General features: G+C 64.1%; 11 protein-coding genes. 7 read left to right on the top strand and 4 right to left on the bottom strand.

The window, feature by feature from the left end; translation table 11 throughout:
- The 4 genes from Q1V51_RS03025 to Q1V51_RS03010 all read left to right on the top strand — a co-directional run.
- On the top strand, positions 1-772 hold a 772-nt coding region (locus tag Q1V51_RS03025), incomplete at its 5' end, for an AbgT family transporter (protein ID WP_300552680.1).
- 201 nt (positions 773-973) lie between these two features.
- A complete protein-coding gene (locus tag Q1V51_RS03020; protein ID WP_300552677.1) occupies positions 974-3,283 on the top strand; it encodes a hypothetical protein in 2,310 nt (769 codons plus the stop codon).
- A gap of 73 nt (positions 3,284-3,356) precedes the next feature.
- Positions 3,357-4,469 (top strand): class I SAM-dependent RNA methyltransferase, encoded by a 1,113-nt coding sequence (locus Q1V51_RS03015; protein WP_300552675.1) that lies wholly within the window; start codon positions 3,357-3,359, stop codon positions 4,467-4,469.
- Positions 4,470-4,519: 50 nt separating this feature from the next.
- Positions 4,520-6,598: an amidohydrolase family protein gene (locus tag Q1V51_RS03010; protein WP_300552672.1), complete on the top strand. Its 2,079-nt coding sequence runs from the start codon at positions 4,520-4,522 to the stop codon at positions 6,596-6,598.
- 112 nt (positions 6,599-6,710) lie between these two features.
- Here Q1V51_RS03010 and Q1V51_RS03005 read toward each other — a convergent pair whose 3' ends face one another.
- Positions 6,711-7,292, bottom strand: coding sequence for a TetR/AcrR family transcriptional regulator (locus Q1V51_RS03005; protein ID WP_300552668.1), 582 nt, complete (start codon positions 7,290-7,292; stop codon positions 6,711-6,713).
- Positions 7,293-7,431: 139 nt separating this feature from the next.
- Here Q1V51_RS03005 and Q1V51_RS03000 point away from each other — a divergent pair, with 139 nt between their 5' ends.
- The 3 genes from Q1V51_RS03000 to Q1V51_RS02990 all read left to right on the top strand — a co-directional run bounded on the left by Q1V51_RS03000 (position 7,432) and on the right by Q1V51_RS02990 (position 9,589).
- The gene (locus tag Q1V51_RS03000; RefSeq protein WP_300552665.1) at positions 7,432-8,283 is read left to right on the top strand and encodes an NAD(P)H-binding protein; all 852 of its coding nucleotides are present in this window, start codon (positions 7,432-7,434) and stop codon (positions 8,281-8,283) included.
- A gap of 25 nt (positions 8,284-8,308) precedes the next feature.
- Complete coding sequence (locus Q1V51_RS02995; protein ID WP_300552664.1) at positions 8,309-8,797, top strand: anthrone oxygenase family protein; 489 nt, start codon at positions 8,309-8,311, stop codon at positions 8,795-8,797.
- 84 nt (positions 8,798-8,881) lie between these two features.
- Positions 8,882-9,589, top strand: coding sequence for a Rho family protein (locus tag Q1V51_RS02990; protein WP_300552662.1), 708 nt, complete (start codon positions 8,882-8,884; stop codon positions 9,587-9,589).
- 3 nt (positions 9,590-9,592) lie between these two features.
- On the opposite strand, the gene Q1V51_RS02985 is transcribed toward Q1V51_RS02990, so the two are convergent.
- The 3 genes from Q1V51_RS02985 to nhaA are packed head-to-tail and all read right to left on the bottom strand — an operon-like array spanning position 9,593 to position 12,567.
- Positions 9,593-10,600 (bottom strand): sodium-dependent bicarbonate transport family permease, encoded by a 1,008-nt coding sequence (locus Q1V51_RS02985; RefSeq protein ID WP_300552660.1) that lies wholly within the window; start codon positions 10,598-10,600, stop codon positions 9,593-9,595.
- A gap of 17 nt (positions 10,601-10,617) precedes the next feature.
- Positions 10,618-11,340: a tellurite resistance TerB family protein gene (locus tag Q1V51_RS02980; protein WP_300552657.1), complete on the bottom strand. Its 723-nt coding sequence runs from the start codon at positions 11,338-11,340 to the stop codon at positions 10,618-10,620.
- Positions 11,341-11,358: 18 nt separating this feature from the next.
- Positions 11,359-12,567 carry a Na+/H+ antiporter NhaA gene (nhaA, locus tag Q1V51_RS02975; RefSeq protein ID WP_300552654.1) on the bottom strand — a complete coding sequence of 403 codons (1,209 nt, stop codon included), beginning with the start codon at positions 12,565-12,567 and terminating at the stop codon, positions 11,359-11,361.
- Positions 12,568-12,601 lie beyond the last annotated feature (34 nt).

Here is a 12,601-nt window from a genome sequence, read left to right as displayed (position 1 = left end):
GAGCGAGAAGAAGGGCCTGTTCTGGGCCTTCCTCGGCGTGCTCTTCGTGCTCGGCCTGATGGCGCTGACCCTGATCCCCGAATGGGGCATTCTGCGCAATCCGGAGACCGGCGACCGTTTCGCCTCGCCCTTCTTCCGCGGTTTCGTGGTCTGGATCCTGATCTTCTTTGTCGTCACCGGCTTCGCTTATGGCCGCGCTACCGGCACGATGAAAAACGACCGCGATATCATCGACGGCATGGCCACCGGCCTGTCGACGCTGGGGCTCTACATCGTCCTGGTCTTCTTCGCCGCCCAGTTCGTGGCCTTCTTCGGCTGGACCAATCTGGGTGCCATCACCGCGGTCTCGGGAGCGAATTTCCTGCAGGAAACCGGTATGACCGGGCCCCTGCTCTTCTTCGTCTTCATCCTGATGTGTGCGGTGATCAACCTGTCGCTCGGCTCGGCCTCGGCCCAGTGGGCGGTGACGGCGCCGATCTTCGTGCCCATGCTGATGCTGATCGGCTATTCGCCGGAAGTGATCCAGGCGGCCTACCGGATCGGCGACTCAACCACCAATATCATCACCCCGATGATGAGCTATTTCGGCCTCATCCTCGCCTGGGCGACGCGCTATGACAAAAACCTCGGCGTCGGCACCATGATCGCGATGATGCTGCCCTATTCGATCTTCTTCATCCTGTTGTGGTCGAGCTTCTTCTTCCTCTGGACCTTCGGCCTAGACCTCCCGGTCGGCCCGGGCTCGCCCACCTATTACGACGCACCGATGTAGGCCGGGCAGGAACACAGACAGACAAAAGGGCTGCGTCTTGCGCGGCCCTTTTAGTTTGGCGTCTGGGAGGACGGAGCGGGTCTCCGTCTCTGGCCGCTAGGGCAAAAATTTTCATCTGGTTGCATTAGGATTTTTCGTTCATTTCCGGCTCAGACCGTTTAGGCTTCACTCTCGGAGACGTCATTAAACGGGGGTGTCGTGATGATCCGGAAAGTCTTGGCTCTGGCTGCCGCATTCGGGCTAGCAGCGGGTTCAGCCGCTATGGCGCAGGTGCAACCGGCGCGCCTGGCGCAAACGCAGATCCAACCGGGTCAGCTGCATATGGGGGAGGCGATGGCGTCGCTCTCCGCTCAGGACGTCCGCCGGGCAGCACTGGAATCGCCGCTCTTCCTCGACGAGATCGACCATGCAAGCCTGGTCGCGGCGCCGCAAACCGAGCTTGTCCTGGCCGAGGGCGTCACCCTCGATCTCTCCAACTATCTCCGCAATACACGGATCATCGAGCAGCCCGTTGCCAGCCTCGCCCTGGCCAATCCGCAGGCGCTCGGGATTTCCGGCCGGATTGACGTGGTCGAGGATGTCTTTGTCCTCGAGGACCGGATCATCGTCTCGCGTGAAGTGACCGTACCGGTCAGTCGCGAGACCTGTTCAGGAATCGAGGCCCTGCCTCGCCGAACCGGGCCGTTAAGGCGTCAAAATGGCCGCCGCGCCGAGATTGCCCAGGCCCGCTCCGAGCTCTGCCTGCGTCCGCCCAGTGCGGTGCGCCGTCAGGAGGGTAACCTGCAGCAGCCCGTCATGGTGGACCCGGCAGCGCGACTGACCCAGCTTGAGCGCCAGCGCGTCTCTTCCGTGGCCGGCGGCATGCTGATCAGCCCACCCACCGAAGCCGATATTGCCGCAGCAGCCGAAGAGATCCGCGCCGAACTGCGCGCCCAGGCGCCCACCGCGCTTTATCGACACGATGTGCGCGTTGGCGAGGCGCTGAACCTGCCCGATGCCGAGCTGCTGCGCCTCGATGCCGATGGCGATGAACGCGTCATCACCCATGTCAGCATCATTCCGCTGACCCGCGAGATCACCACCCGGCCGGCCACGCTTGAGCGCCGTCCGCAGATCAGCCTGCCCGAGGGCGAGGGGTTTCTCGCCCCGATCGGTCCCCGCGTGCGCAGCCTGCCCGACGCCCTGGCCCCGCATGCCGTCACCCGTCGCGGATCGCTGCAGCCGGGCCGCCGCCTTACCGGGCGGATCCCGACGCGACTGCCGGTTGGCGAGGAGGAGAGCACATCCGGCGGCCGCCGCGATGATCCGCGCCTGCGCACCCTGCCGTCCCCGCAGCTCAATACCCGCCCGGTCACCGGCCGGCTCCTGCGCGGCGTTGAGGAGGCTGAGCGACGCGAGCTCCAGTCCCAGCGCATTACCCAGGATGACCGCGCCTATTTCATCACCGGTTTCACCCTGCACGAGGAGATCGAAGAGCGTCACAAGGTCACCTTCAACCGTCGCCGCAATTATTTCGTCGCCTTCAAATACCGGGTCGGCTATCGCGCGGGCCTGCGCTTCCCCTTCGAGGTTGATTACGGGTCGACCACGGCCTTTCGGACCGATGCCGATAGCGGCCGCTGGAATCCGACCTATGCGACCTTCGATGTATCTGCGACCGGGGTCCCGGCACAGCAGCGCGGCGCCTATGCCGCGGCGGGCATGCCGTCTGAATTGATTGCCGGGGATCGTGAATTCACCTTCGGTGTCTGGGCCTGGTGTCAGTTGCAGGTTCGCTTGCCGGTGGTCAAGACGGTGCGGGTCAATTGCCCCTCCATCTCGGTGCCGCCGGAAGGACGTTGCCCGAACTGGGCCTGTGCCGACTTTACCCCGCCTATTGATCAGCGCCGGCGGCTGGCCGAACCGCGCGTACCGGCCGATGTCTCAGGTTTGCAGATCAATGCCTGGGTGGCCCGGGCCGGGGTCGAGCCCGGGGTGAATATCTATGCGGCGGACGCTCGTTTCAGCCTGCTCGCCGCGCCGGTCGGTGGCGCATCTTTTGACCCGCAGCCCAATCGCGCCCAGTCCTGCGAATTCACCAATGGTCGCTCCATGCGGGCCAATCGCCTGCTCTCGTCCGGGGCCTGCCGTATCTATTTTGACGGTACGCCGTTGCGGCGCGGTAGTGGTGGCGATGACAGCATGCAGCTGAGCCTGAATGTCGAAAATGCCCGCTTCCCGGGCCTCGAACTGTCCGAGCCGCGTTATGAATTCACCATGGAATTCGTGCCGGTGCTGGATTTGTTCGCCGAGATCGACATCGCCGTCGCCAGCTGGCGCGTCGAAAAGGAAATCGAGATTCCGGGGCTGGCGATCCGTCGCGATTTCCGCTTCGACCGCCACCGTGGCACGACTGACAGCGTGACGCTGGGCGGTTGCAGTCCGCTGGACACCATGGCTCCGGGATGTTCGCGCCGCGCGGGGTATCAGTTCGGACCGATCCAGACCTTCCGCGAGGGCGATCCGGGCTAGGCCTAGTGCTGGGTAGGGAGCCGCAAAATCTCCCGCCATCGACACATCGCTCTGCCCCCGTTAAGCAGGCGCGATGAGCACTGACACCGAATTCGAGATCTTCCTGGCCACGGCGCCGGGGCTGGAGAAAATCCTGGCCGAGGAGGTGCGCGAGCTGGGCTTTGCCGCAGTGCAGGTCCAGCCGGGGGGTGTTGCCGTGCGCGGTGGCTGGCCGGAGGTTTGGCGGGCCAATCTGGGGCTGCGCGGAGCCAGCCGGGTGCTGGCGCGGATTGGCGAGTTCCGGGTGGTTCACCTGGCCCAGCTCGACAAGCGGGCGCGTAAGATCGCCTGGGGCGAGGTGCTGCGCCGTGATGTGCCGGTGCGGGTCGAGGCGACCTGCCGGGCGTCGAAAATCTATCACCAGAAAGCCGTGGTCGAGCGGATCGAACGGGCCATTTCCGAGGAGCTCGGTGCGCCCATTGACCGGGAAAACGGGCTCACCATTCGCGCCCGTATCGACAAGAATATCTGTACGCTCAGTGTCGACACATCCGGCGAGCTTCTGCACCGGCGCGGTTTCAAGGAAGCCGTCTCCAAGGCGCCGATGCGGGAAAACCTGGCCGCGCTCTTCCTGCGACAGTGCGGGTATGACGGTAACGAACCGGTGCTCGATCCGATGTGCGGTTCGGGGACTTTCGTCATCGAAGCGGCCGAGATGGCGCTGGGGTTGAAGCCGGGGCGCGAACGCGGCTTCGCCTTTGAGCAGCTCAAGGGGTTCAACGCCAAGGCCTGGACCAAGATGCGCCGCGCGGAGCCGGGCGAGACAGACCAGCGCTTTTACGGATCGGATCGCGATGCCGGAGCGATCCGCGCCAGCGTTACCAATGCGGAGCGCGACGGCGTCGGTGACCTGTGCCAGTTTGCCCAGCGGCCTGTCGCCGAGCTGGAACGCCCGGACGGACCGCCTGGCCTTGTCATCGTCAACCCGCCCTATGGCGGCCGCATCGGCAACAAGAAGGCGCTCTATGGCGTCTATGCGAGCCTGGGCGAAGTGCTGACGGCGCGCTTTTCCGGCTGGCGGGTGGGCCTGGTGACCACGGATCAGGTCCTGGCCAAGGCGACGCGCCTGCCCTTTGCCAAGCCCGGCCCGCCGGTCGAGCATGGCGGGCTCAAGATCCGGCTGTTCCAGACCGACCCTCTGGCCTGATCGGATCGGCGTGCTAGGGTGCACGCCGAAATCTGGTGAGGGGGATTCCCATGATGGCGTACAAAGGCTTGGCGGCCCTGCTGGCTGCCTCTGTTCTGATGGCATGCAGCCCGGCCGGCGAAAGCGGCGGCGGCGATTCGGCTGCGACCGATACCGCTACGGCCACCGGCCCTGAGGCCACAGTCTTCACTGTCCTGGTCGGCGGCACGCCGATCGGTGCGCTGGAAATCGCCCCGGGCGAGGACGGTTACACCGTCGATTACGAGTATCGCAATAATGGCCGTGGCCCGACCCTGGCCGAGCGGGTGACGCTGGACGCCAACGGCCTGCCGCAGAGCTGGACCGTCGAAGGCGCGTCCACCTTCGGTAATCCGGTCGCCGAGAGCTATGAATTCATCGACGGCGAGGCGCGCTGGACCGACAATACCGGCGAGAATTCTGCACCGCTGTCTGAAGACGCCTTCTATGTTCCGGAAAATGCCAGCCCCTATTGGCTCGCCATTGCCGCCCGTGCGCTGATGGCGGAGGAGGACGGCGTCCTGCCGGCCATTCCCGGTGGCGAGCTGCGCCTGTCTGAGATGGACGCCTTGGATGTGACCGGCGAGGGCGGCGACCGCACGGTGACCAGCTATTCCATCGCCGGCACCGGTCTCAACCCGGTCTATTTCCTCATGCATGGCGAGAATTTCTTTGGCGTGATCTCGCCGGGCTTCGCCTTGATCGAGCAGGGTTATGAGGGCGAGGATGAACGCCTGCGCGGCCTCGCTGCCGAGTATGGCGCCCGCCGTTTCGAAGAGATCCAGACCCGTGTCGTGCGCGATTACGAAGCGCCGGTTCGGATCCGCAATGTGCGCATTTTCGACAGCCGTAACGAGACCCTCGGCGAGCCGGCCTCGGTGCTGGTTCAGGATAATCGCATTATCTCCATCGACGCCGCCGATGCCGGCGGCGAGGGGGAGGTTGTGATCGAGGGCAATGGCGGCACGCTGGTACCGGGCCTGTTCGACATGCATGGCCATATGGGTGAGACTGCGGCCTTCCTGAATATCGCCGCCGGTGTCACCAGCGTGCGCGATATGGGTAATAACAACGACGTGCTCGACGGTCTGGTCGAGAATATCCGCAGTGGCCGTGTCGCCGGGCCGCGTGTCTTCCGCTCCGGTTTCATCGAGGGCCGCAGCCCATTCAGCTCCAATAACGGCATCCTGGTTGAAACCGAGGCCGAGGCTGTTGCGGCGGTCGAGACCTATGCTGCGCGCGGCGACATGCACCAGGTGAAGATCTACAACTCGATGAATCCGGACTGGATCCCGGCCGTGGTCGAGGCTGCGCGTGCCAATGGTCTGCGCGTAACGGGCCATGTCCCGGCCTTCACCAATGCCGATGCGATGATCGCGGCGGGTTATGACGAGATGACCCATATCAACCAGATTATGCTCGGCTGGGTGCTGGAAGAGGGTGAGGATACCCGCTCGCTCTTGCGCCTGACGGCGCTGCGCCGCCTGCCGGCTCTCGACCTGGACAGCGCTCCGGTGCAGGCAACGCTTGATGCCCTCGTCGAAAATGGCGTCGCCGTTGATCCGACCTTCGCCATTCACGAAGCCCTGCTCCTGTCGCGCAATGGTGAGATTTCGCCGGGCGTGACCGATTATATCGATCACATGCCGGTCTCCAATCAGCGCTCGGCGCGCAGTGCCTGGGCTGACATCGCCACGCCGGAAGATGACGTCAATTATCGCGGCGCCTATGACCAGATCACGGCCATGCTGACCATGATGCATGAGCGCGGGATCTTCCTCGTGCCCGGGACCGATCTGGGCGGGTCCTTCTCGCTGCATCGCGAGCTGGAGCTGTACCAGAGCATCGGCATGAGCCCGGCGGAAATCCTCGGCTGGGCCAGCTGGGGCATGGCCGATTATCTCGGTGCGGGCGACGAGCTGGGTACGATCGAGGAAGGCAAGATTGCCGACTTCTTCCTGGTGCCGGGTGACCCCACCGCCGACTTCAAGGAGATCAAGACGATTTCCCTCGTGGTCGCCGACGGCCGGGTCTATTTCCCGAGCGAGATCTACCCGGAATTCGGTATCCGGCCCTTCACCGAGGTGCCGGCCGTGATCGAGCCGCAATAACGCACACCATCACACGGGCTGGCGGCACTGAACTGCCAGTCCAGACTTTCTCCCGGGGGGTATGGGGGAGAGGACGGCCGGCCCGGAGCAATCCGGGTCGGCCGTTTCCATGTCAGGGGCGTATAAAGGCCGCCCGGGCGATGCGCTTGATTTCGGTGATATAGGCGTCCTGGCTCCAGTCGCGCTCCTGTACCAGATGCTCCCAATTGCGCACCGAGAGCAGGGTCCAGAGCGAGTCGGTGGCGTCGTCCGTTTCCAGCCCGGGCGCCAGGTCGCCATCGCGGGCCAGGGCGTTGATCGCGGCTTCGCAGCCATGACGCATGGCCATCATGCGCCCATTCCAGGCGGCACGGGCTTCTTCGTCGCCATCCATCATCGCCATCATGGCCCGGCCGACGCCATAAATGCGCGGGATATAGCCACCCCAGGCCTCGATATAGGCTTCCAGCCGTTCGCGTCCGGTCGTAGCGGCACGGCTGCGGGCAAGGCGGTCATCGACTTTCTCGACCTCATCGATGAAACGCGTTGTCGCAATCAGCAGGTCTGCGCGCGAGGGGAAGTGCAGGTAGACCGCCTGCCGGCTGACCCCGGCGGTCTTGGCGATGTCGCTCATACGGACCTTGGTGTCGCCGCCTTCGAGCAATTCCCAGCAGGCCCTGAGAATTTTTTCCCGCGTCGGATTCTCCTCAGACATCTGAATTCACGCCTCTTTCTCCGGGTGCCGGAAACCGGCGGCAGGAAGTCGATGCCACGCACTTGACACGATGTAAACCCACCGCTACTTGTCACCGTGTCAACTTTACATAGTGTAAAGTTCAAAGCGGAAGAGGCCCATGACCGCCAGCAATAACAATCTTCACTACGGACCGGTTCTGGTCCTGGGCGCGACCGGCAAGACCGGGCGTCGTATCGTTGAACGCCTGCAAGACCGGGGCATTGAGGTGCGTGAAGGCTCGCGCCAGGCCGTGCCGGCCTTTTCCTGGCAGCACCCGGAGGGGTGGGACGCTGTGCTTGCGGGCATGCGTGCCGTCTATGTGAATTACGCCCCGGACCTGGCCGTCCCCGGCGCTGCTGAGGCGATCACCCTGCTGATGTCCCGGGCCAAGGCAGCCGGGGTGGAGCATGTCGTGCTGCTGTCCGGACGCGGTGAGGAAGAGGCGCAGAATTGCGAATCCATCGTGCAGGCCTCGAACCTGACCTGGACCATCGTCCGCGCAGGCTGGTTCAACCAGAATTTCTCCGAGGGCGCTTTCCTCGACATGGTGCGCGACGGGGTCATCACCCTGCCGGCCGGCGAGATCGGCGAGGCCTTTGTCGATGTCGACGATATCGCCGATGTCGTGACGGCGGCCCTCATCGACCGCAAACATGTTGGTGAACTCTATGAGCTGACCGGGCCACGGCTTCTGACTTTCAACGATATTGCCACCGAGCTGTCGCGCGCCACGGGTCGCGAGATCCGCTTTGTCCGTATTCCGCGCGAAGCCTTCAGCGGGGCGCTCGAGGAGGCCGGGACACCGGCTGATGTCACCTGGCTGCTGGATTATCTCTTCCACACCGTGCTGGACGGCCGCAATGCAACGCTATGCGACGGTGTCGAGCGGGCACTGGGCCGCAAGCCGAAAGACTTTTCCGAATTTGCCGACCAGATCGCCCCGACCGGCCTGTGGTCGCACGCAGCCTGATCCCCAATCTATTGGAGACATCATCATGACTGATCTTGTTCTGGGATATCTGTCCATTGCCGGAGCGCTGGGCCTCGGGCTCGTCGCCGGTGTATTCATGGGCTTTTCCGACTTCATCATGCGTTCCCTGCGCGACACGGCGGACCGGGCGGCGGGGATTGACGCGATGCAGGCGATCAACCGCCGTATCCTGCCCTCGGTTTTCATCCTCCTTTTTCTGGGCTTTGTACCGGCGCTGATCGGCCTGGCGGTGCTGGCCCAGTCCAGCGCTTCCCCGGCCGCCGGCTGGGTCTTCGCCGCGGCGGTGATCTATGTGCCCAGCGTGTTTCTGGTGACCCTTGTGCGCAATGTGCCGATGAATAATCGTCTTGCCGCCCTGGACGCCGGATCGCTTGAAGGGGAACGCTACTGGGCGCGCTATCTGAGCCACTGGACGCGCTGGAACCATGTCCGGACCGCCGGTGCCGGTGCCTGCGCCGCCTGTCTGATCATGGCCGCCGCCGTCCTGCTGTAGCGTCCTGCATAAAAAACGGAGCTGAACCGGGCTCCCGGGTCGTGCTAGCTTTCAAGTGAGGGATGCATGACCGGGAGGTATATCATGCGACGCCGCGACGTATTGGCAGGCGGCCTGGCCGCCGGAACCACATTGAGCCTGACCTTGAGCGGGCCGGCGCAAGCTCGCCGCATGCCCATCAAATGCGTCCTGGTCGGTGATGGAGCCGTGGGCAAGACCTGCGCCGCAATCTCCTTCACCACCGGGTCTTTCCCGGGGGAATACATTCCCACCGTGTTTGACAATTATTCGGTCAATCTCATGCATAACGGGCCGGCTTTCCTGGGGATCTGGGATACGGCCGGGGCAGAGGATTATGACCGGTTGCGCCCGCTCAACTATCCGCAGACGGATGTCGTTATTCTCGCCTTCTCGGTCATCTCACCCTCAAGCTTCGACAGCATCACCAGCCGCTGGTTGCCCGAACTTCGCCATCACCTTCCCGCGAATACGCCGATTGTCCTGTCGGGTTTCAAGTCTGACCTGCGCGATAGCGCACACAGCGATCATATCGACTATGTCGATGTCCAGGCAGGCTACCAGCTGGCCGCCGCCGAGGGCCTCGACAGTTATCGAGAATGCTCGGCCCTGACGCAGAACGGGCTTCAGGCGCTCTTCCATCGAGCCATCGATGCGGCACGGGGAATCGAGGAGGCGCCCGTTAACCGGCGCCAGCAAATGCTTGGTGACCGGGTGCCGATCGACCGGGACCGGTTGCGCCGCCCCGGCGGTCGCCGGGGGCCGGGAAACTAGGCCCTAGCCGAGCACCGCACCGGCAACAGCCGCGTAGAGCGGAATGCCGGCGAGCAGGTTGAAGGGAAAGGTCACACCCAGCGACAAGGTCAGTGACAGAGCCGGCCGGGCTTCCGGCAGGGCCAGCTTCATCGCGGCGGGAACGGCGATATACGAGGCCGAGGCCGCGAGCGTCATCAGCAGGGCCCCGTCCGCGACGGACATTCCGAGCAGATAGGCAAAGCCGAGCCCGATCGCAGACCCCAGCAAGGGCATGTAGACGCCAAAGCCGATCAGCGCCGGATTGAGCATCTTGTACTGGGACAGCAGGCCCCGGCCTGCGGTTAGGCCCATATCCAGCAGGAAGAGGCAGAGCACGCCGCGGAAAATATCTACGAAAAACGGCTCTAGCGGCTCCATGCCGCGCGGTCCGGCGACCCAGCCAATGGCGAAGGCGCCGATCAACAGCAGGATCGAACCATTTGTCAGACTGTCGTGAAGGATGGTGCCCTTGGGCGGATTGGGCGCCGAAGCCGCGGACAGGGCCGCCGGCGCCGGTTCACCCCGGCGCACCCGCCCGGCCAGGACAAGGCCGGTGAGAATGGCCGGGGCTTCCATGGCTGCCGCGACCGCGATCATGTATCCGCCCGGGTCCATCTCCAGCGCGTTGATGGCGTCATTGGCGGCAATGAAAGTCACGATGGAGATCGAGCCGTAATGGGCGGCGATGGCTGCCGCATCGACCCGGCCAACCTTGGTGGTGGCCTGGAGCAAATGATAACCGATCAGGGGCATCAGCGCTGACAGGATGATGCCGGCGATCAGGATGCCGCCGACCTGGCCGCTGACCCCGTCGGCCATCTCGACTCCGCCTTTGAAGCCGATCGCCATGATCAGATAGAGCGACAGCCCCTTGGCGACTGACTCGGGCAGGACCAGGTCAGACCTCACCGCCGCTGCCAAAAGACCCAAAGCAAAGAACAGGATCGGTGGCGAGAAAAGGTTCTGGGCGGCGAGGTCGAGCATGCTCATGGGAAAGGTCCCGGCGGTTACACCCGCATTGCTGTCAGAGGCGCCGGACCTTCAAGAGCCGGCGGTGCGATAGTCGCATCGGCGCTGGCGTGGATATCTGCGACGAGCGCATTGTCAAGACCAAGTCGTGCAGCAAGCATCTGCAAATAGGCCCGCTCAACCGCTCCGTCGCGGTCAATCGCGACCAGTGATGCAGCATAGACTTCTGCTGCGTGTTCTGGGCAAGTCACGTCGCGGACGAGGTCGTCAAGGGTCAGCGGACGCTGCAGTTCGGCCTCGACGAAAGCGCGGCTCTCCGCGTCGAGATTGGCGTCCTGCAAACGGCCCATGATGGCGTTTTGCTCATCAGCTGTAACCGTGCCATCGGCCTTGGCCGCTGCGATCATGGCCCGGACCAGGGACTTGCCACGAAGGTCGAGGGCTTCGCCTTGATCAGCGGCGGGCAGGAAGGGCGTGCCCGGTTGGGCAGCTTCATAATCCGCAGCCGGAGCAGTGGCCGGAGCGGCGGGCGAGGCGGCCTGTTCCTGACGCGCCTTGTGCTTGGACAAGGCGTGGACAGCGAGGCCGCCGAGGGCCGCGACCGCCCCGTATTTGGCAGCCTTGCCCATCATCTTCCGGCCCGACTTGCCGGCCAGCATGCCGGTGGCGAGGCCGGCGAGGGCTGCGCCCCCGCCTACCATGGCCGTGCGGCGACCGTTCTCGCCCTGCAGGGCGCCGAGGATGGAGTTCACATCGATCATGTAGACCTCTCCTTGCGCTTATTCTGCAGCCGCGACATTGCCGCGGGTGCTGACCTTGCCCGGCTCCGGGCAGGCCCGGAGCAGGACGAAGATACCGACGATGGCCGAGGCGATAGAGCCGGCGATAACGCCAACACGGACCTGGTCCATCAGGGCAGCATCGGTGAAGGCCAGGCTGCCGATGAACAGGCTCATGGTGAAGCCGATACCGGTCAGACAGGCCACGCCGTAGATCTGGAACCAGGTCGTGCCTTCCGGCTTCTTGACCAGGCCGACAGAGCCGGCCAGCCAGGTCGCACCAAAGACGCCGATCTGCTTGCCGAAGAAGAGGCCGGCTGCGATGCCGAGCGTGAGCGGACCGAAGACCGTGGACAGGTCGAGGCCGGACAGGTTCACACCGGAATTCGCGAAGGCGAAGATTGGCAGGATACCGAAGGCCACGGCCGGGTGCAGCGAGTGCTCCAGCTTGTGCAGCGGGGAGTGTCCGCCCTCACGGCCATGCAGCGGGATGGCAATCGCGGTGACCACACCGGCCAGGGTGGCGTGCACGCCAGACTTCAGGACGAAGATCCACAGGAAGAAGCCGAGGAAGAGATAGGGCCAGAGTGTCTTCACACCGGCCCGGTTCAGCACCAGCATGCCGACCAGGATACCGCCGGCCAGCAGCAGCGGCGTACCGGTCAGGTTCTCGGTGTAGAACAGGGCGATGATGGAGATGGCCCCCAGGTCATCGATGATCGCGACGGCGAGCAGCAGGACTTTCAGGGTGGCCGGAACTCTTGGCCCAAGCAGGATGAGAACACCGAGCGCAAACGCGATGTCGGTCGCCGCCGGGATGGCCCAGCCGTCAATCGTTGCCGCATTGCCCCAGTTGAACATGAGGTAGATGGCAACCGGGCCGGCCATGCCGCCGATCGCGGCCACCAGCGGCAAGCCCGCCTTGGACATGGAGGACAGCTCGCCTTCCAGCACCTCGCGTTTGATCTCGAGACCGACGAGCAGGAAGAAGATGGCCATCAGGCCGTCATTGATCCAGAGCAGCAGGGGTTTGGCGATTTCAAACCCGCCGACCCGGACTTCAACCGGGACCGAGAAGAAATCCGAATACATCGCCGCCAAGGGCGAGTTGCTGACGATCAGGGCCGCCAGGGCGCTGAACATCAGGATGATGCCGGCGGAACTCTCAAGTCGCAGAAATTCCTGAATTCGAACCAACGCGCGAGGCATGTGATCGTCCTTTGTTCTAAACCGCGTAAACAAC

It is taken from the genome of Maricaulis sp. (assembly GCF_030149235.1).
GTDB lineage: Bacteria > Pseudomonadota > Alphaproteobacteria > Caulobacterales > Maricaulaceae > Maricaulis.
Note: the sequence above shows the minus strand (reverse complement) of the source record. Positions and strands in the feature narration are given on the sequence as shown.